This window comes from Geomicrobium sp. JCM 19039 (assembly GCF_000698145.1).
GTDB lineage: Bacteria > Bacillota > Bacilli > Bacillales > Marinococcaceae > Geomicrobium_A.
The window spans coordinates 268,094-286,853 of the sequence record NZ_BAXB01000001.1 but is presented as its reverse complement, the minus strand read 5'-3'; the positions used below and the strand labels follow the sequence as shown (position 1 = coordinate 286,853).

General features: G+C 43.1%; 22 protein-coding genes. 12 read left to right on the top strand and 10 right to left on the bottom strand.

All coding sequences use genetic code 11. The annotated features are described in order from the left end of the window. Positions 1 to 17: 17 nt before the first annotated feature. The gene (locus tag JCM19039_RS01460) at positions 18 to 896 is read left to right on the top strand and encodes a diacylglycerol kinase family protein (protein ID WP_042423155.1); all 879 of its coding nucleotides are present in this window, start codon (positions 18 to 20) and stop codon (positions 894 to 896) included. A 59-nt stretch (positions 897 to 955) separates the two neighbouring features. On the opposite strand, the gene JCM19039_RS01455 is transcribed toward JCM19039_RS01460, so the two are convergent. Then, a complete protein-coding gene (locus JCM19039_RS01455; protein WP_042423153.1) occupies positions 956 to 2,071 on the bottom strand; it encodes a hypothetical protein in 1,116 nt (371 codons plus the stop codon). A 96-nt stretch (positions 2,072 to 2,167) separates the two neighbouring features. Then, positions 2,168 to 2,692, bottom strand: coding sequence for an RNA polymerase sigma factor SigX (locus tag JCM19039_RS01450; RefSeq protein WP_042423150.1), 525 nt, complete (start codon positions 2,690 to 2,692; stop codon positions 2,168 to 2,170). Between the two features lie 497 nt (positions 2,693 to 3,189). Between JCM19039_RS01450 and JCM19039_RS01445 the strand changes: the two genes are divergently transcribed. Further along, a complete protein-coding gene (locus JCM19039_RS01445) occupies positions 3,190 to 3,888 on the top strand; it encodes a GerMN domain-containing protein (protein WP_042423147.1) in 699 nt (232 codons plus the stop codon). A 1,085-nt stretch (positions 3,889 to 4,973) separates the two neighbouring features. Here the strand turns inward: JCM19039_RS01445 and JCM19039_RS01440 are convergent. Together JCM19039_RS01440 and JCM19039_RS26195 are read right to left on the bottom strand one after the other, a co-directional pair. Then, on the bottom strand, positions 4,974 to 5,252 hold the full coding sequence (locus tag JCM19039_RS01440; protein ID WP_081834268.1) for a LysE family transporter: 279 nt from the start codon (positions 5,250 to 5,252) through the stop codon (positions 4,974 to 4,976). Then, positions 5,240 to 5,464, bottom strand: a complete 225-nt coding sequence (locus JCM19039_RS26195; RefSeq protein WP_193744115.1) for a LysE family transporter — start codon at positions 5,462 to 5,464, stop codon at positions 5,240 to 5,242. The genes JCM19039_RS01440 and JCM19039_RS26195 overlap by 13 nt, the downstream gene beginning before the upstream one ends. Positions 5,465 to 5,701: 237 nt before the next feature. On the opposite strand from JCM19039_RS26195, the gene JCM19039_RS01430 reads away from it, so the two are divergent. From JCM19039_RS01430 to JCM19039_RS01420, 3 genes are all read left to right on the top strand, one after another. Next, the gene (locus JCM19039_RS01430; protein ID WP_042423138.1) at positions 5,702 to 6,283 is read left to right on the top strand and encodes a cell wall hydrolase; all 582 of its coding nucleotides are present in this window, start codon (positions 5,702 to 5,704) and stop codon (positions 6,281 to 6,283) included. 144 nt (positions 6,284 to 6,427) lie between these two features. Next, the gene (locus JCM19039_RS01425; protein WP_042423135.1) at positions 6,428 to 7,075 is read left to right on the top strand and encodes a hemolysin III family protein; all 648 of its coding nucleotides are present in this window, start codon (positions 6,428 to 6,430) and stop codon (positions 7,073 to 7,075) included. A gap of 222 nt (positions 7,076 to 7,297) precedes the next feature. Next, positions 7,298 to 7,618: a hypothetical protein gene (locus tag JCM19039_RS01420; protein WP_042423132.1), complete on the top strand. Its 321-nt coding sequence runs from the start codon at positions 7,298 to 7,300 to the stop codon at positions 7,616 to 7,618. Positions 7,619 to 7,866: 248 nt separating this feature from the next. On the opposite strand, the gene JCM19039_RS27670 is transcribed toward JCM19039_RS01420, so the two are convergent. From JCM19039_RS27670 to JCM19039_RS24150, 3 genes are all read right to left on the bottom strand, one after another. Continuing rightward, the gene (locus JCM19039_RS27670) at positions 7,867 to 8,076 is read right to left on the bottom strand and encodes a CAP domain-containing protein (RefSeq protein ID WP_052398414.1); all 210 of its coding nucleotides are present in this window, start codon (positions 8,074 to 8,076) and stop codon (positions 7,867 to 7,869) included. After that, positions 8,073 to 8,612, bottom strand: coding sequence for a CAP domain-containing protein (locus JCM19039_RS27665; protein WP_052398413.1), 540 nt, complete (start codon positions 8,610 to 8,612; stop codon positions 8,073 to 8,075). Before JCM19039_RS27665 ends, JCM19039_RS27670 begins: the two co-directional genes overlap by 4 nt. Before the next feature lie 1,056 nt (positions 8,613 to 9,668). Further along, positions 9,669 to 9,842, bottom strand: a complete 174-nt coding sequence (locus tag JCM19039_RS24150) for a hypothetical protein (protein WP_193744114.1) — start codon at positions 9,840 to 9,842, stop codon at positions 9,669 to 9,671. A 258-nt stretch (positions 9,843 to 10,100) separates the two neighbouring features. Between JCM19039_RS24150 and JCM19039_RS21335 the strand changes: the two genes are divergently transcribed. From JCM19039_RS21335 to JCM19039_RS01385, 5 genes are all read left to right on the top strand, one after another. Further along, positions 10,101 to 10,934: an STAS domain-containing protein gene (locus tag JCM19039_RS21335; protein WP_052398412.1), complete on the top strand. Its 834-nt coding sequence runs from the start codon at positions 10,101 to 10,103 to the stop codon at positions 10,932 to 10,934. A 56-nt stretch (positions 10,935 to 10,990) separates the two neighbouring features. After that, the gene (locus JCM19039_RS21330) at positions 10,991 to 11,857 is read left to right on the top strand and encodes a Cof-type HAD-IIB family hydrolase (protein ID WP_052398411.1); all 867 of its coding nucleotides are present in this window, start codon (positions 10,991 to 10,993) and stop codon (positions 11,855 to 11,857) included. 52 nt (positions 11,858 to 11,909) lie between these two features. Then, the gene (locus JCM19039_RS01395) at positions 11,910 to 12,827 is read left to right on the top strand and encodes a helix-turn-helix domain-containing protein (RefSeq protein ID WP_042423126.1); all 918 of its coding nucleotides are present in this window, start codon (positions 11,910 to 11,912) and stop codon (positions 12,825 to 12,827) included. 95 nt (positions 12,828 to 12,922) lie between these two features. After that, on the top strand, positions 12,923 to 14,080 hold the full coding sequence (locus tag JCM19039_RS01390; RefSeq protein ID WP_042423124.1) for an ABC transporter ATP-binding protein: 1,158 nt from the start codon (positions 12,923 to 12,925) through the stop codon (positions 14,078 to 14,080). Between the two features lie 147 nt (positions 14,081 to 14,227). Next, positions 14,228 to 15,313: a PAS domain S-box protein gene (locus JCM19039_RS01385; protein ID WP_081834264.1), complete on the top strand. Its 1,086-nt coding sequence runs from the start codon at positions 14,228 to 14,230 to the stop codon at positions 15,311 to 15,313. Positions 15,314 to 15,357: 44 nt separating this feature from the next. On the opposite strand, the gene JCM19039_RS01380 is transcribed toward JCM19039_RS01385, so the two are convergent. Further along, positions 15,358 to 15,546 (bottom strand): SE1832 family protein, encoded by a 189-nt coding sequence (locus JCM19039_RS01380; protein WP_042423122.1) that lies wholly within the window; start codon positions 15,544 to 15,546, stop codon positions 15,358 to 15,360. A 78-nt stretch (positions 15,547 to 15,624) separates the two neighbouring features. On the opposite strand from JCM19039_RS01380, the gene JCM19039_RS24145 reads away from it, so the two are divergent. Continuing rightward, positions 15,625 to 15,762: a hypothetical protein gene (locus tag JCM19039_RS24145; protein ID WP_193744113.1), complete on the top strand. Its 138-nt coding sequence runs from the start codon at positions 15,625 to 15,627 to the stop codon at positions 15,760 to 15,762. Next, entirely contained in the window at positions 15,710 to 16,345 is a 636-nt protein-coding gene (locus JCM19039_RS01375; protein WP_042423119.1) for a DUF5694 domain-containing protein, read from the top strand. Before JCM19039_RS24145 ends, JCM19039_RS01375 begins: the two co-directional genes overlap by 53 nt. Positions 16,346 to 16,375: 30 nt before the next feature. Here the strand turns inward: JCM19039_RS01375 and ade are convergent, their stop codons facing one another. Continuing rightward, positions 16,376 to 18,178 carry an adenine deaminase gene (gene ade, locus JCM19039_RS01370; RefSeq protein WP_042423116.1) on the bottom strand — a complete coding sequence of 601 codons (1,803 nt, stop codon included), beginning with the start codon at positions 18,176 to 18,178 and terminating at the stop codon, positions 16,376 to 16,378. Positions 18,179 to 18,209: 31 nt separating this feature from the next. Next, entirely contained in the window at positions 18,210 to 18,698 is a 489-nt protein-coding gene (locus JCM19039_RS01365; protein ID WP_042423113.1) for a GNAT family N-acetyltransferase, read from the bottom strand. Positions 18,699 to 18,760 lie beyond the last annotated feature (62 nt).

Genomic DNA, 18,760 nt, shown 5'->3' with positions numbered 1-18,760 from the left:
CTATAGGAGTGAATGTGATGAAGAAGGCACGATTAATATACAATCAAAAAGCTGGCGAGTCGAAGGACAATCGTGAACCCTCAATAGAAGAAATTCGCGAAGCCATCAAAAAACATGGGTTTAGTGTTGAATTAGCTCCTACAGAACAACCCGGTGACGGCAAGCGCCTGAGCCGGGAGGCAACAGACATAGATACAGTCTTCATTCTCGGCGGAGACGGCACCGTCCATGAATGCATTAACGGGCTCGCTGAACAAGATCAGCCACCGACTGCCGCAATCTTGCCCGGGGGAACGTGTAACGACTTTGCACGAACGCTCGGCATCCCCCTTGACCTCATTGAAGCTGTGGATGCGCTCTGTTCAGGATCTACACGAAACGTTGATGTCCCTAAAATCAATAACAACCATTTTTTAAACTTCCTCGCTGTCGGCCTAATCGCCGATACGTCGGAGAACATCGATGCCGACTTAAAGCGTGCAACTGGGCGGCTCAGTTACTTCTGGAGTGCCTTGCAAACGACGCTGCAACCGGTGCAATATTCGTACGAAATTGCCACCGAATCAGAAAAGCTCGAAGGCGAAGCCGTGCTCATTCTTGTTGCCAACGGAAATTACATTGGCTCTGTTACCTTGCCACGAGAACACGACATTAATGACGGGTATCTCCATATGTATATTGTAAAAGAAGCCGGTCTCTCGCTCATTAATGCTTGGCGCGAAGCTCGATTAGATGAAGAGCTTCAAGAAGGAGAGAACCTCATATATCGTAAGGTTCAGAACCTCACCTTAAACGTAAATCCTAAAGGAAATATCGACGTCGACGGGGAGGATGGCGGCAAACCACCCGTCGAAATTGCAACAGGGAAAAAACTTCGGTTTCATTTCCCTATATGAAACGAAACCTTCGACCGATCCCGTAAAGGTCGAAGGTCTTTTTGATTGCTTATTCGAATCTAATTCGTAACCTCGACTTCTCCTAAATAGTTCGGAGCTGCCGGAGGTTGGAGTGTTCTACTTAGCTGATATGGCCCAACTTGAGAAAAGTCACTTCGCTCAGCGCCATCAAACTCAATTTCTTGGTAGCCAAAATCAGCCGCGGCGAGAAGAACGCCTTCAATAAACATGAGTAATTCCTCTTCACGCGTAACATCTTCAAACCCATCATACGTCAAGATCACTCGCGTTTCGCCTGCTTCACTTACAGACTCCAAATCAACTTCATCAGGAATGATGGAAAAGTAGCGATCTTCATCGGCATCATTCTCCATGAATTTCAAGGTCTCTTCTAGTGAATCGCTTACACTGCCATTAAGGTCCAAGCTATTGCCGCTCACAAGATAAGCATATTGATCTTCCACTGGTAATAAGAAGTAACCGTTTGCTTCCGTGGATTGGTTGCTGATTTCACTTAAGACTTCTTCCACTTGGTCCGGCCATTCAGCTGTCGCAAATGTCTCAAACCTCGAGATCTCTGCTAAACCTTCAAAAAACTTCTCGTCCGTTAATCCTTCTTCAATGAACTCTCTCATAGGTGATTCTTTCAAACCATAATTCTCTGGGTGAAATGCGGCTAGCACTTGCTCCAACTGCCCTGTATCAATTTCTGGGCTTTGCAACGTCACATTCACCACCGTTTGATCATCTGGAGCCATAAATGGGAGTGTAAACAAACGCTCTCCGGCGTCGATCGTTGCAGAGTAGTATTCAAAGCTCGCAATGCGCTCACTACGTTCTTCATCAAGCGTTAATTCTTCTTCTTCCACGACGGGCTGGTCTTCATCCGGCTCTGTATGTCGATCTTCATCTTGTACATAAAGGGATTGGTCTTCCTCGTTGTTTTCCGTTCCTTCCCATTCGTCCGCTTGATCTTGATCAGCATCTTCCTCATAATCTGACTCATCAAGTGCAGATTCACGGGGTGCATCTGAACTAAACTCTTGGTTTCCGCCAGGTGGAGAAATTTGTGATACAACAACAACGGATAAAATGAGAACCGCCGCCGAGGACAGACCAATAATTACCGGCTTCTTAAACCGCTCTGGTTGAGGCTTCTTACCACTACGCTTCATTCGGCTTTTACGTTCATGTAGATTTCATCTTTTGAACGGTGGTCTTCTACGCCATTTAGGTCATGAAGCTTCTTGATGATCTTCTCATCGGTGTTGTTATTGCTCATTATTCTCCTCCTCTCCTAACGTTTTCTTTAGCTTTTGGATTGCGCGGTGTTGTGTCGTCTTCACCTTGCTCTCAGACCAGCCCAACGTCTCCGCTGTTTCTTTGACTGAGAACGATTCAATAAATCGGAGTATGAGCACTTGCTGTTGATCAATGGAGCATTTCTTCAATGCTTTATAGATCGTCTCCAGCTCTTCTTTTACAAGCATGTGATGCTCCGGAAGCGGCTGTTCATCTTGAATATCAATTTTTTCATCAGAGACAACCATACCGAACCATTTCCTTTTTTGTCGATTTTCCTTACGGATATAATCAATTGTCACATGTTTTGCAATAGAGAAGAGCCAGGTTTTTTCATTGCTTCGGCCATCGAAACGATCATATGAATGCAAAACTTTTATATAGACATCTTGTACAAGTTCTTCAGCAATATGGCGATCACGCACCATATAGTATATGAACTGAAACAACGATTGGTGGTATTGTTCATAAAGGCGGTCGAACGTATCATACACAAGTACCGTTCCCCTTTGTAGTCGTTATTAAATTCAGTGCGTTACACGATTTTTTAGATTTATTCCTAATTTGTATGAAGTAAAGCACGTTATCCGGTTATCACGGCATAACGTGCTCCTGTTGGCAATTCTATCAAGAGGCAAAAAAGATAAATGCCCAATAAGCGACGGCATATAACAAAATGAAAATGAGAATGCCGGCTAACCATTTTAGATTTGAACGACGTTGATTCATTTCTGTCACCTTCTTTTACGTCCAGTCGAAAACATTATATCATGTTTCTTTTTCACACGAGGCTAAAAAAATGAAAAACCTATGTATTTTATGGAAGTCATCAGAACTTTGGATGTGAAGAATACATTAAGCAAGTGTCGTTTTATGTTAATTATTAAATTGTGAATCTTTCTTTCACTTGACCTCTTTTACATATAAAGGTAGTCTTTGACAAGGAATAACATTAAAATCTACAAGCACTCACAATAAGGGAGGATACCTAATGAAACGTCCTGTCAAATTTTGCGCAGCCACACTGCTAGGTGTAAGTATGCTTGCCGCTTGTTCTGAAGATGACCCAGCTCCAACTGAAAATGGAGACGCGGATACAACGAGCGATGAGGAAGTCGAAGACATAGACGATGAAGATGAAGACGATATTGATGAAGAAGATGATGAAGACTTAGACGAAGATGGCACTGACGAACTCGATGAAGAAACGGATCAAAATGAAGACGCAGAAGAAGATTCTGCCGCTGCTGATGAGCCTGAAATGATGGAAGAATCTATTGACATCGTTTTTTATGATGATCAAGTCCTCGACATGTATCGTGAAACACACACCATCTCGGGCGCTGGACAAGAAGGCCTTGCCCAAAGTGCCATCGAGCAATGGATTGAAGGACCTAACTCAGACGAGCTCATTTCAATTATTGAAGACGATAACGTCTCTGTGCAGTACGTGGAAGACCATGACGGTGTCGCCCACGTGTCCTTCTCACCAGAATTCGCTGACATTAACGTCGGCTCAGGATTTGAGATTGGCATCATGGACCAAATTGCCCACCTCGTACAACAAGCAGGTTTTGACTCTGCACTCGTGCTCATTGACGGGGAGAGCGCCGACACATTGTTCGGTCACGTCGATAGCTCAACACCTCATGAACCTGAAACGAGCTTAGAAGATTATGAGGAGATGTAATTAGTTAAAACCCCTTAGGGCTACCTAAGGGGTTTTACTTATCTCTGTTCACAAATAGAACAACGACATACACTAATTCAATTCAGCACTTCGCCATTTTGCTCTGACCCCTCTACCCACTTAAACATAAACCCCATCTCCAATAGCATTTCATGTCGTTATGCTTGGATCATCTCAGGCTCGCTAAGTTGGATCTCAAAGGGGTAATTGGTCGTTTCTTTCCAATCGGTTTCTATCGTTAACTCAACTAGAGCATAAAATCGTTGAACACCACCAGTGGACTCAATTTCTAGAGGTAGTGTTTGCTCACAAATACCTCTAATTGTATATCACCTGGGAAATTTCAGGAGGTGATCAATCTAGATCACCCTCAAAACCTTTTATATAGAATCAACGTAACATTTTCATAATTGCGCAGTTTGTTGTTACTTTCCACTGCGGGCGGATGCTTGTACTCCAGAGCACAAAAGTAACACGGTTCACGTTTTCGCCTACTGGCTACGGTGTGTGGAAAGAATTCCAAATGCCCTATATATTCATTTACGTGACACTTTGGAAACTAAAATCATCACTTTAAACGTGGATCCGCACATAAATGGAGTCAACGGTTACAAATCGCGATATAAGTGACCATTGAGGACCAAAAGAGCCTGCTTTAAGGGCTGGATTGTCACATAAGTGACCGGGCATCACATTCCTTGCGCCAAGTGATGACTATCGGCCACGTCTTGTTAACCTTCGGCAAACGTTTTCCCGGATTAGCCGCAACTCTTGCAGTGACGAACAACGTTTGGCAACGAAGTTGTCGAAGTGAAGCGAGGTGAACATCAATAGCAAATAAGTAGGCGTTTGCCCGTAAAAGGCCGATCCCGAACATACGGTTTAGTGAATTTCTTTCGTTCAACTTATACAGAAACCGACTTATTTATCATACAGACGGCATCTTTATGACTTTTATTCAATAATATTGCGAACGCCTGACAGCAAGAAGTACGCTGCAAATACAAGCAGTAAAACACCTGTAATGATAGAGATTGCCTTAAACCATTTTCCCTTGATTTTACGTTTTACGATGGAGACAACGGTTAAAAGCAATAGGTCGTGGAGAAGGATCCCCCGAGTATGCTCACGCCAATAATGAGGAATTGGCCGAAGCCACTTTCTTGCAATGCTGCAGCCAATACCGTTCCGAATACGCCTATCCAAAACATTAAATTCCCAGGTGTAAGCGCCAATACAACCCCTTTTAGAAATGATTGAAGACGCCCATCTCTCGTTCTTGCTGTTTGCTCTAGCGTCATAGAATCTTCTCGAATACTCTGCACTCCAAGGTGCAGCAGAAAAGCACCTCCTATAAACCACATGGCAGTCTGGACCGCTCCAATTCAAAGACAGTAGACAGCCCAAAATAAATGAGTAGAATCATTCCGACATCGATGACCATTCCGCCAATCCCAATCATCCAAGCACTGAGAAACCCACTGCGCATACTCACACGAATCATCTCTATCGTTACTGGCCCTACAGGTAAAGCAACTACAAACCCAAATACGATAAATGTAACGATAAGTAACAACGCATTCACTCCCATGCTAAAATTCGGAAAACCAACACTTTTTTCTCATATCTCCTATAAATTAGGATATATATCATATATAACAACATTGTAATCTAATTGTAATTTCAGGCGTTAACCCTTGTCATATCAACCTCACATATTCCGCAATAGTTCTTTGGATTCTTTTTCCTAATGCAACCGACCTGGATGATTGTTATGGTAACACTCGTACCAATTCCCACAGGAGGTTTTACGATGAAACGCTTGAAAATGACAATCATGTCTATCGCATTCTTTTTTATGTTTACTAATATTACGCAAGCCAACTCTGAGCATACGGTATCCGGAGGGGAATCACTTTGGAGCATCGGTGTTGATTACGGAGTTTCTATTCAAGAAATTCAAGAACTAAACGGCAAGCCCGATTCGAATGTAAATATCGGAGAGCGCCTGCAGTTGCCAGAATCAGTAACGAGCGAAGAGTTGGATCTATTAGCACGCCTCATTCACTCTGAAGCACAAGGAGAACCCTATGCAGGTAAAGTTGCTGTAGGTACTGTCGTTCTTAACCGTGTTGCTGATGATCGCTACCCTGATACAATCCGCGATGTCATTTATGAAGTGGTAAACGGATATTATGCATTTAGCCCCGTATTAGATGGAACAATCTATGAACCGGCTGCTGAAGAATCTAAGCTTGCTGCTCGTGAAGCAATAGCATTTGACGGCCAAGGGCAAGGCTCAATCTTCTTCTACAACCCTGAAACAGCAACTAACCATTGGAATGCGACTCGTGAAGAAACAAAACGTATCGGTCAACACGTATTTGCAAAATAATGTATGATTTAAACGACTCAACTCTTAAAAATAGAGTTGAGTCGTTTTTCTTCTATATAAACACGAGCAACTTGTGGCAGTATGCTTTTTGCCGTCAATGCCGTATAATAAGTATTAGTTTAATGAGTACTGGGGGGATCACTCTTGGCATCCGAAACCCATGTGTTTTCGAGACGTGAAGAACTTGCTAATGCCATCACTCACGGCGTTGGTTCATTACTGAGCGTTACCGCTCTTGTTATCCTGATTGTATATGCGTCGATCTATGGGACCGCGCTCCACATCGTGAGTGTTGCCATCTTCGGGGCGACAATGACGCTCCTTTATGTTAACTCTACACTGTTGCACAGTTTTCCAACAGGAAAAGTTAAGAATTTGTTTGAGATCTTTGACCACTCGTCCATTTACCTTTTTATTGCTGGGACGTACACACCATTTCTTTTTCTAGCACTTGACGGTGCCCTAAGCTGGATTCTGTTTGGCATCGTTTGGGGAATTGCAGCGATTGGCATTACATTTAAAGCTTTTTTTGTAAAACGGTTCGTACTGCTATCAACCGTTTTCTATATTGGTATGGGTTGGATTATCGTCATCGCGTGGCAACCGTTATCTCTCGTATTGCCACCCGAAGGTATGATGTTGCTACTTGCGGGAGGCATTTTCTACACAGTAGGTACTGTATTCTACGTGTGGCGAAGCTTTCCATACCATCATGCCGTATGGCACGTATTCGTCATCGCAGGCTCAGCGGCACATTTCTTTGCAGTGTTTCGGTATGTATTGCCGCTTTAGGATCGTAGCTTCGGCACGTGCCAAAAACGAACCAGCTACTTATTGGTGCCACGGTGCCAGTGGGTAGCTGTTTTTTCAGGTTTATCGGGCTGAACATAGAGATATTATTGGTATGTAGACAAACTCTCACATTTCCATCCATACCCTAATATGAGTAGGAAAGAGAGGTAAACGTTATGAAGCGTATCGTGTTATTTTTGGTAGTATTATTGCTCATCAGTTGTGAAGATCCTAACTAACCCGACTGCTGAAGATGTTTTGCGGCAATCTCAAAGCGCCGATATTTTTGAGTACGATTCCAGAGTCTTTAGCAATGTAACAGATTATGATCACATCGATTTGGATACGTACGAGAAAGGGGACTTCATCGGAGAAATTGTACAAACGACAGATAATCCGAGTCGTTTCGGAGAGTTGTCGGCCACACAACTTCCAGAAGGAACCCCGATCTATGAGACAGAGAACACAGGTTCAGTTCAATATTTTGTAATCGCGGAAGTGGCAGGCAGAACGCTCATTTATCAAGCGCTAATTGAAGGGTAATCCATATACTTTGGAGTAGTTTTCAGAATTTAAGAGCGCTCCGACCTAACGGTCTGTTTTGTTAAAATTTAAGATAATTTATATACTCTAATCCTGCCATTGACCGTTCTACGGGAGAATTTCTAGCTTCTATGGTAAGATTTTCACCCGCTCACCTACTTAATGGACGACGTTTAATCTGCCCAAAATAAAAAAGCGTAAGGATGATTAACCAATCCTTACGCTTTTTTATTCATATTCTAATCATTTTAGCGAGACATAAACATTTGCGTCCAGTATTGTCCATAGCTTCCGCCTTCAGCGTGACCGACACCGATATGCGTATACTGTGGATCAAGAATGTTCGCACGGTGTCCATCGGAATTCATCCAGCCGTTCACCACTTGTTCAGGACTCGTCTGCCCAGCTGCGATGTTTTCTCCTGCACTTCTGTAATCAATGCCAAATTCATTCATCATATCAAAAGGTGACCCGTATCTAGGCTATCATGTGAGAAATAATTATTATCTCTCATATCTTCTGATTTCACACGTGCAACATCGCTTAAGTCTGTGTACGCTTCAAGTGGCTCAAGACCTCTTGCTGTACGCTCTTCGTTCGTCAAATCTACAACTTCTTGCTCAAACTGAGACATAGAATCATTGCCTGTCTCTGTGTCCTCATCATTCGTTCCTTCTTCCTCGTTACCTTCAGATGGTGCTTCTGGTTCTGGTTGCTCTTCTTCGTTGCCTTCAGATGGCGCTTCTGGTTCTTCTTCTACATCTTCACCTGGCATTGGGCAATGAATGTTTAAACGATCCTGAAGCTTCGCAAGCACTGTGTCCCACTCTTTCAAAGAATACGAGTTTGACCACTCACCGAAATGGCTACCAGCGGTGTACACATATACTTTTCCTTTTACATCTCCTTTCCAATTTGGGGCTTCATCCGATTGAGCAAATGCTCCTGTCGGGATTAATAAAAACGCGGTTAAAGCGAATAAGTATTTTTTCATTTCCTACACCTCCGCCACTCATTATGACGAGAGCAGATCCCGTTGAAAAGGGAAAAATGAGAGATTTATTTTCCAATTACAGGTACTCTATGTAAAAATACGCAAGAAAATTTCAACCATATTTCAAAGGTTTCAATCCCATATAAATTCCAATTAATTTACATTAAACAGTATAACAATCCAGTAACAGGGAATGGGTATAATTGGAAGTTAAAGTTTTCGCAAAGGCATCTAAACTCATTTAACTTCATGATGAGTGTAAAAACAAATGGTTAGTGAGCACGAGCTTTATGATCTAGAGGAAGAGGTCGAGGTTGATAAAAATGAACATTCCGAATCACCTGGTGAGTTCGATAATACATGAGTCAATCCCATAGCAAAAAAGCATAAAGGCTCCCCGGTTAACAGATCCGTTGTACATTACTGTCGGATTGTGCCATGCAATTAAGCCCTTTTTGCTGGAACAAAATTCGGCTGGACGCTCATTCTGTTCCGCACAAGCCCTCTCTCCGGAACAAAAATACGACGCGATACTCATTCTGTTCCGCACAGGCCCTCTCTCCGGAACAAAAATACGACGGGAAACTCATTCTGTTCCGCACAGACCCTCTCTCCGGAACAAATTTCGGCTGGACGCTCATTCTGTTCCGCACAGACCCTCTCTCCGGAACAAAATTCGGCTGGGCGCTCATTCTGTTCCGCATAAGCCTTTGCCCAGAACAGCAATACGACGGCGGAACACGCTGTTCCACCAACCCCTTTTCCCGGAGCGAGTAGTTCACGCTGAACTGCTTCCATTGCTTTTTAGAGCACTTCCATTGGCAACTAGGGTGAAAAGTTATGATGCTCACATACACGATTTGAAAAAAGTGCTTTCTCTTGTCATTGGAAGGGTCTATTCTTTCAGGAAGATAAATTGGCTTAAGAGATCATATGAATTATTAAGATTCATAGCAAATCCATCCTCTCAATAACACGAACGCTTCTGCTACACAAAAAACACCTCCTAATTGTATTCATACAATTAGGAGGTGTTTTTTATTTTAGATGGACAGATTAAGCATCTCCGTCGTCATCTTCCATGTCGTCCATACCACCATCATCTAGTTCTCCACCCATGTCGTCGTCTTCGCCCATTGGGTCGTCACCGCCATCTACGTCTCCACATGCAGCGAGCATACCTACTGCGAATACACCTGACAACATTCCATACATAAGTTTCTTATTCATTATATTCTCCTCCTTAAATTATTTCGTAAGTTTGTGTTGCTTACTTGATTAATACCCACGATAACAGAAAGATATTCAGTATTGAATGACTTTTGATGTTTTTTCACAATGCTTGAAGTTTTCTTGTAATTGCTCATAGATTGCTTAACATCTTTTTAAAAAAGTGTGAAATTTTCTGATCTGATGTTTATACCAAACTGTATAAGGGTACGGTTCATAATGAGTTTTTATAGATTTATACTTTGGGAGGGATTTAGCTTGTCAGATCTACACTATTCCAGACAGCTCATTTCATTGCACAATCAAGCGGACAATTGGCGAGATCAATTAGTACATACACTTCTTGAAAAGTCACCTACAGAATCCCTCGGCAACGATTTACCTTCATTAGAGCCGTTTCATAAACAATGGTTTGACATGATGACCTCTGAGGAGAACTTAACGAACAATCATGCAACCATCCAAAGATGGGCAAAGCAAATCGTCGATTTTTTTATTAATCATCGAATCTCTTCTCAAACGTTGTTTGCATTATTACGAGCTTATCGTGAAACATTTCAACACCTTTTTGAGACGCACGTCTCTACAGACGACTTAACCGTTCGAGATGCTTTCACAATTGCTCATCACCTATCCACAAGAACAGAGTTGCTCGTAGAACAAGTGAGTGCCCATTACATCAGCTTCCAAGTTCACGCATTGGAACTAACGAGAAAAGAAATGCATGCCCTCTCCATCCCGCTCGTTCCTGTTTGGGAGAATATTGCTGTTCTTCCAATTATCGGGGACTTAGACGATGAACGTTCACAATACTTACACTCACAAACTCTCGAACGAGCAACCGAATTAAATCTTTCCTATATTGTCATTGATTTATCAGGTATTGACTCTATTAACACATGGTTCGCGCAACACCTTTCTAATCTAATTCACGCACTGAAACTGCTCGGAATTACCGTTACGTTGTCAGGTATGCGACCAGAACTATCACAAACGATTGTACGACTCGGAATTAAATTCAAAGATGCTACAACGTACCTCACGCTGGAACAAGCTTTATATTCCATACGCCCATTCGCTGAAAAATCATAGAAAAACTCGTATAATGGACAGTGAACTATAGATAAAAGATGGGTGGAGAATACAACATGAAACTAGTTGCAATTGATATGGATGGAACGCTTCTTCATTCTGATCGTCACATTTCAACGTACACAACAGAGGTGATCCATGCGCTTCAAAAGGATCATTATTTTGTAGTCGCGACAGGTAGGAGTTTGACCGATGCTCGCGACATCGTCCATGAGGCAGGGATTACAGCAGATGGTTATGTTTGTGCAAACGGTGCAATTGTCGCTGATAAACACGGCCACGTATTAAAAGAAGAACGGCTAGACCGTGAAACCGCCGTACAGGTAGGCACATGGTTGAATGACCAAAAATTTTATTATCACTTGAGCACGTCAAACGGGCATTACGCTTCTAAAGATTCATATCAGTATTTCTTGAATGAGCTTGAAGACTATGCCAATTCACATGATGATACCGATAAGGTTAAAGAAGCGATACGAACACAAGCAGATCGTCAAATTAAGAAAATGGGTTTGCATACCCTCAGACATCCGTCAGATATTCTCAACGAAGACTTTACGCCTTACAAGTTCCTCGTACTATCGCTGTTTCCTGAACGGTTAGAAAGCATCCGCAATAAATGGGAGTTAGATGAGGATCTACTATTTACCTCATCAGGCACAGATAACGTTGAAATTATGCCTGCGGGTGTGGAAAAAGGAAACGGGCTAGAGCTCATTTCCAAACATTTAAATGTAAATATTGTGGATACCTTTGCTATTGGGGATAACTACAATGACCTGTCGATGTTTAATACATCTGGGTTTAGCATATCAATGGGAAATGCAGATGACTACATCAAAAGTCAAACGGATGCAACAACGGACACTCATGACCAGGATGGTGTCGCAAAAGCCATCCAAAAACATGTCTTATCTGAATAAACATTCCGAGCACTCGCCGTGTTACACTCTAACAAAGGCGGGTGCTTTCTCTATGCGTTCTCAACTTATGAAGTTATACAACGATCAATTGGTTTTAGACCCAACACATACCGACCATCCGAATGAATTTCTCTGGTTTTATACAGATCGTAAAGAGCTTGTCGGATTCCCTAAAACGGTCTCTACAGAAGAGCGCGGTTTGCTCCATACGTTTCTCCAAAGAGTCACGCTTAGTGAACTTTCACAATCGGAAGAGGAATTACGCTGGTATCAATTATTATTAGAAGATGCCAACAACCTACCCGAACATATGGAAAATAGTGATTATGTTTTTATTTTTTACTACTTAAATACGTCTACGGATCACAGCGGTGCACTCACAGAGGCGCTTCGCCATTACGGTTCCGTCATTTGGGCGAATGATCAAGAAGGGGTATTAGTTGTTGAACGTTCCACCCCGTCACATGCTGAACAAATCGCCCTCGTTCAGTCGACCTTCCAAGCATTAGCGGAAGATTTGAGTGTAGATGTTCACGATTACGTGACACGCGCGTACACCGACATTTCAAAGGCAAAAGCAATGTTTTATGCAGAACGGGAACGGTTCCACCTTTTTATTTCTTGGTTCCAACACCGTCGATCTTTTAATGCGACCGATGCCCCATTAATTGACTTAGTAAAAACTCATTCTCATGAAGCGCTCACCCAATGGCAAAAATCACTCCTACAAAATACAGATCACGAGCTTCGAAGAACGATTTTTACATATTTGCATTCTCAAATGAATCTTACGAAAGCCGCGAGGCAACTTCACATCCATCGGAATACGTTGCAATACCGGCTAGACAAATTTCAAGAGCAAACCGGTCCCGTATTTCAGCACTTCTCCCTCACAACTGCTGTATATCTTGCCCTATGGTTAACCGGAGAAGCGGTTCCTTTCGTGCATATTGACGAAGTCTCGGTTTAGATTTTGGTCAGTTTGTTCATAGCCTTTCCCATTGAAAACGTTTACGATTAGAATAATCAAACAATTTTCAAACGTGGATGAGGGGAGATTTTTTTATGGCAGAGATTCAATTGGAACATATTTACAAACGATACGACGGGGACGTAACCGCAGTAACTGACTTTAACTTAAAGATTAAAGATGAAGAATTCATTGTGTTTGTTGGACCATCTGGTTGCGGAAAATCTACAACGCTGCGTATGATTGCCGGATTAGAAGAGATTTCAGAAGGTTCTCTATTCATTGATGATAATCTCGTAAACGACGTATCACCGAAAGATCGCGATATCGCAATGGTATTCCAAAACTATGCACTCTATCCTCATATGAACGTGTTTGACAACATGGCGTTCGGTTTGAAACTTCGTAAATTCAAGAAACCCGACATTAAGGAGCGTGTCGATAGTGCGGCTAAGATTCTCGGATTGGAAGACTATCTTAACCGTAAACCGAAAGCGTTATCCGGTGGTCAGCGCCAACGTGTGGCACTCGGAAGAGCGATCGTTCGTAATCCGAAAGTATTTTTAATGGATGAGCCTCTCTCAAACTTAGATGCAAAGTTACGTGTACAAATGCGCTCAGAAATCATTAAACTTCATCAACGCTTAAAAACAACAACCATTTACGTTACCCACGATCAAACAGAAGCGATGACGATGGCCTCTCGGATTGTTGTCATGAAAGATGGTTTCATTCAACAGATCGGAGCCCCACGACAAGTGTATTTGTATCCTGAAAATGTCTTCGTTGGTGGTTTCATCGGCTCACCTTCAATGAACTTTTTGAATGGCAAGCTTAAAGACGGCTATTTCTGGTTTGATGACAACATTTCACTGAAGTTGCCTCAAAGTAAACTTGATTACTTAAAACCGTACGACAACAAAAACATCATTCTCGGCATCCGTCCAGAAGACCTTCATGACGAAGAAGCGTTCTTAAACCAAATGAGCGATTCAAAAGCTGACGTCACGATTGATCTTGCTGAATTAACCGGTTCCGAAGCGGTGCTCTATACGAAAGTCGGCGAGCAAGAGATTGTCGGAATTGTAAACCCACGTAGCAACATTCAACAAGGCGACCAATTAGAACTCGGATTTGATATGAATAAAGCTCACTTCTTCGACCCAGACGATGAACAACGCATCAAACCGCCACATGAGCAACAAATCGTCCCTGAAGAAGCTGAAGAAGAGTCTGCCGCAAGCAGTGAATGATAATCGACTCCCTGTGACCTTATGGCACAGGGGGTCTTTTTTGCGTGCGTATAATACGTGATTGTTATTTGGATTGGATTGTGAGTGGAAAGTTTATCACCAACAATGGTAAACTGATAGTAATTTATTTGAAAAGGGTGAAACTGCTTGTTTAAGAGCTTTATCGATAAATATAAAGATCCAGTCATTGTCGTAGATAACACTTTCACAATTCGTTATAGCAACCCATCTTTTCGTGACCAACTACACTATACAGTTGATGAGCTCCAAAACAAAGCTTTAGCACAAGTAACCAAATCTGACGTGTCACTGCTTCTTGAAGAACCGGGGGCTGCTTTAATTTTGGTGAATAAGCATGGGGAAGCCCTGTCTTTTACAGCGGAAATTACTGAAGGTGAGGATGAGCACGGTTCACTTCTCTTTATTATCTGCAGAAGAATTCTACAAGAGGATGACATGACGATTGTTGCGAATCTGCAATTTACGGATCTTATGACATCCGTTCTTGACCATACCGAAGTTGGCATTGTCATTACCGATCCTAGTGTAGACGATAATCCGATCATCTACGCGAACCGCGGCTTTGAAACATTGACCGGTTACGCTGCAGAGGATATTATCGGTCAAAATTGTCGGTTTTTACAAGGGGAGCATACTGACGAAGCGGATGTGCAAAAGCTTCGCCGTTCCTTGGCAGCCAATCAACCTGTTTATGTAGAGATGATCAACTATACAAAATCTGGCCAAGCATTTTGGAATGAGTTGTTAATTAATCCTGTATATGTCGATTCAGCTGGCAAAGAATATTTTGTTGGTGTCCAAAAGGACATTACACGCAGAAAAGAAGCGGAGCAAAGATTAGAAGAATCGTTGGAAGAAATACGTGATCTATCCACACCTGTCGTTCCGTTAAGCGAAGGCCTTGCCGTACTCCCGCTCGTTGGTGTCATTCACGAAGAGCGTTGGCAGATGATGACCGCTCAAGTGTTAGAGCAGGTGAATACAGAAGGAGAAGAACAGCTGATCATTGATGTGTCTGGGCTGCATACATTTGAGGAAGACTTTGGTACAAAGCTGGCGTCTTTACAAAGCATGCTTACATTAATGGGAACAGAACTCATCATTACAGGAATTCGTCCGAATATGGCTCAGCAAAGTGTTTTGCGGGGCGTCAATACATCAACATTCCGAACGTTTTCTACCGTTCGCACCGCTTTAAAAGAGTTATTATAAAAAACGCAAGGATGAGAGCACTCGTCCTTGCGCTAGCTTACTACCTATTCTCCATTTGAATTTGCATGAATTTTTTGCCTTGTTTCATAAATCTCTTCTTCTAACTGTTTCAATTGCCGAGTAACCGGGCGAGGGTTTCCTCCGATGGATTCGATCTTTTCCAGATCTCCTTGCACCCGTGCATAATCAGATTTGAGCATTCGCAACTGCTGTTCAAGTTCTTGGACTGTCATGATTTCCTCACCTCATTGTTCTTTCTAACGTAACATCTTTCTTTTCATTCAGCAATCAAACGATTGGATGGTGCTAAGATGAAGAAACCTACGCTATTGCTCGCCGGAACGTTCCACTTCGATGAGAGTCCAGACTTGATTCATCAAGGAGTTCATCGTTTTGATGACGAGACGGAACAATCGATTGACGAGTTCTACCGCAACGTCTGTCTTTGAACCGACAGACGTTGCGGTAGAACTCGATCAAAAAAAGCAAGCAGAGTTAGAGGAACGCTACAGATTGTATTTGACCGGCGAGCACACACTAAATGGCACGGAAATTGAGCAAATTGGCTTTCGACTACAGGCGAAACGAATCCACGCTATTGATCATTTGGGAGAAAATCCCGCATATGGAATCGGAGATGCGTTAGCTTGGGCACGTGATCATTTGCCTCATTTTTACGAATCTTTCCAAACCAATCAATTAGAGCCGATGTTAAAAGAAGAAGCTGCATCACAAGAACTGTCTGTTTACAATCGCTTTAAAAGAGCGAACAACATGGAGCTTTCACAAAAGTTAGATCAAATGTACACGCAAATGTTAACTGTTTCAAATCCTGAAAAACATGTCGGGTTGCACTGGGTTAATTGGTGGTATGAAAGGAACTTGACGATACTCGCAAACATTGCTCGTCTGGCCCATACCGGCGAAGAACGCATTGTTGTCCTCATCGGTGGTTCTCACTTGTATTTACTAAAAGATTGGATTGAACGTACGGATTGTTTTTCACTCGAGTACACACATCAGTATATTTAAAAAGTGCGAGCCAAGAGGCTCGCACTTTTTTCAATCCACAAACAATCCGACTTTTTCAAAGCCTTGATCGCCAATTCTTACTAGCCCGGTATCCGATAAACGGATTTCTGGAATAACAACGAGTGCTAGGAGCGATAATGTCATGAACGCATAGTTCATCGTACAACCTGCTTCTGCTAGCTTTTCACTAATCTTCTTTGATGTGTTGGCAACCTCTTCATACGGTTGGTCAGACATTAGACCAGCAACAGGTAATGGCAACATCGTCACTTCATCACCTGATACAAACGCAATTCCTCCTTGGTGACTCGCAACGTGATTCGCAGCTTGGGCCATCAAATCATCGTCATTGCCAATCACCATGAGGTTGTGCGAATCATGGGCGACGGTCATTGCAATAGCCGAAGGCTTTTGAAATCCCACGCCGCTTAGAATACCTAGACCTGTGTTCCCGTTTATGCCATGGCGTTCAATAATTGCCATCTTACAAAGCTCATTGCCGAGTTGGATTTGATTATTCTTCGTCGCGACATTCACGTGCTTTTCTTTCGTTCCAACTTGATTCTCTTGAACATGAATGGCTCGAACCGGCACGCTTTCTACAGCAGTTGGTGCCTCGATTTCAAAGTCGCTCCGCCGCACGTCACGCTTCAGGTTAACCGAATGGGTCGCATATTCTGGCCACTCGATTCCTTTAATCTCAACAACCGTTTTTCCGTTTTCAGCAACGACTGAACCAGCACAAATCGTTGCATCCACATGAACGTCCTCTAGCTTGCCATCCAGCAATACGAAATCAGCAAATCGACCGGGAGCAATCATGCCGACATCTTGACTCAATCCGAATCTTTCAGCTGTATTAATCGTCGCCATTTGGATGGCAACGACAGGGTGAACCCCTTGTTCAATGGCGTGGCGAATGACAAAGTCCATATGCCCTTCATCAACGAGCGATTCTGGGCTTCGATCATCGGTGACGAGCATCATTCGGCGAGTATTAATGCCGTGTTCTGTGTGCGCTTTAATGGTCTCTGCAACATCATGCCACGCAGAACCTCGACGCATCTTCGCGTATTGTCCGAGGCGAATGCGTGCAATGACATCTTCAGCGGTTGTCACTTCATGATCACCACTAATACCGGTGCTAGCGTATGCTGACAAGCGAACGGAATCTGGTTCCCACGTATAATGACCATCCGCTACTCGGCCTGCTTTAAGCGTCTCTTCAAGCTCACCCATCATCTTTTCGTCACCGTAAACGACACCAGGAAAATTCATCACCTCACCGAGCGCAACCATGTCGTCTCCCCAAGTAAATGCCTCTTTCACTTCTTTCGGGCCAATCGACGCGCCATTGGTTTCAAACTCTGCACTCGTTGACGGCACGCACGATGCCACTTGCATATAGGCCGCCATCGGCGTTTTCCGCGCCTCATTGAGCATCAGTTTAAGCCCGTCCAAACCAAGAACATTCGTAATTTCATGGGCATCAAAAAAACCACTCGTTGTGCCTTTTGGCAATACTGCTCTCGCAAATTGCGCCGGGGTAATTTGACTGCTTTCAATGTGACAATGCCCATCAATAAAGCCTGGGGATAAGTATTTTCCATTTGCATCAATCACTTCTGTATCGTCACCAACTGTGTGATCAGCGTTCTCCCCAACATATGCAATCCTGGACTCACATACCGCCACATCTGTATTTTCTAAGATTTCACCAGACACTACGTTGATGAGTTTGGCGTTTTTAATGACAAGTGTTGCTTTTCTTTCTCCTCGTGCCGTTTCATTCAATGGCACAAGGCATTCGAACTGAGGCTTTCGTTCGTACACTTCGCTTCCTCCTTACGTTGATTCGGGAGGGTCAAACGTTAAATGTCATGACCCACTCGCGAAGAACCTTTCCATGAATTGTAAACGAACTGAGCAAATAATGCACGGGGTGATTGTTGCGATAAAATGCCATCGACGGATTATCGACGAGCGCCTCAACCGCATACGTATGCCAGCCTTCTCGTTGAAACTCCGTTTTAGCCGCCTCTAGTAGTTCGGCACCGATGCCTCTCCGTTGATGCGATTCTAATAAGTATAAGGCGTACACTTGGCCATCCGCCGCATAACGCTCAGAACGTCCATAATTGACAAAACCTACAACCTTCCCTTCATCATTCGTGGCTACCTTCGTATTGTTCACCTCTGTAATGATCTTTACCCAACGTTCTGTTCTCGTTGTTTCATCCAACCCATCGAGATAGGTTTGTGGAACAATCCCTCGGTAGGTTGTTTTCCAACTTTGCACGTGCACGTGAGCGATGCCTCGGGCATCTTCTACTTTTGCATTGCGGATGACCATGTATTCCCCTCCAACTGTTGTAATTTAAGGATGAATTGACGCCAAGATGAAAACTGGAAATG

Bases quoted from the DNA above. Each gene is read 5' to 3' on its own strand.
- JCM19039_RS01445 (WP_042423147.1), top strand. From the start codon at position 3,190: ATGAAACGTCCTGTCAAATTTTGCGCAGCCACACTGCTAGGTGTAAGT.
- JCM19039_RS01380 (WP_042423122.1), bottom strand. From the start codon at position 15,546: ATGACAGTCCAAGAACTTGAACAGCAGTTGCGAATGCTCAAATCTGAT.
- JCM19039_RS01365 (WP_042423113.1), bottom strand. From the start codon at position 18,698: ATGGTCATCCGCAATGCAAAAGTAGAAGATGCCCGAGGCATCGCTCAC.
- JCM19039_RS27670 (WP_052398414.1), bottom strand. From the start codon at position 8,076: ATGATGAATGAATTTGGCATTGATTACAGAAGTGCAGGAGAAAACATC.
- JCM19039_RS27665 (WP_052398413.1), bottom strand. From the start codon at position 8,612: ATGAAAAAATACTTATTCGCTTTAACCGCGTTTTTATTAATCCCGACA.
- JCM19039_RS24150 (WP_193744114.1), bottom strand. From the start codon at position 9,842: ATGAATAAGAAACTTATGTATGGAATGTTGTCAGGTGTATTCGCAGTA.
- JCM19039_RS01440 (WP_081834268.1), bottom strand. From the start codon at position 5,252: ATGTGGTTTATAGGAGGTGCTTTTCTGCTGCACCTTGGAGTGCAGAGT.
- JCM19039_RS01455 (WP_042423153.1), bottom strand. From the start codon at position 2,071: ATGAAGCGTAGTGGTAAGAAGCCTCAACCAGAGCGGTTTAAGAAGCCG.
- JCM19039_RS01395 (WP_042423126.1), top strand. From the start codon at position 11,910: ATGCGTTCTCAACTTATGAAGTTATACAACGATCAATTGGTTTTAGAC.
- JCM19039_RS24145 (WP_193744113.1), top strand. From the start codon at position 15,625: ATGAAGAAACCTACGCTATTGCTCGCCGGAACGTTCCACTTCGATGAG.
- JCM19039_RS01390 (WP_042423124.1), top strand. From the start codon at position 12,923: ATGGCAGAGATTCAATTGGAACATATTTACAAACGATACGACGGGGAC.
- JCM19039_RS01460 (WP_042423155.1), top strand. From the start codon at position 18: ATGAAGAAGGCACGATTAATATACAATCAAAAAGCTGGCGAGTCGAAG.
- JCM19039_RS01375 (WP_042423119.1), top strand. From the start codon at position 15,710: ATGACGAGACGGAACAATCGATTGACGAGTTCTACCGCAACGTCTGTC.
- JCM19039_RS21330 (WP_052398411.1), top strand. From the start codon at position 10,991: ATGAAACTAGTTGCAATTGATATGGATGGAACGCTTCTTCATTCTGAT.
- JCM19039_RS01430 (WP_042423138.1), top strand. From the start codon at position 5,702: ATGAAACGCTTGAAAATGACAATCATGTCTATCGCATTCTTTTTTATG.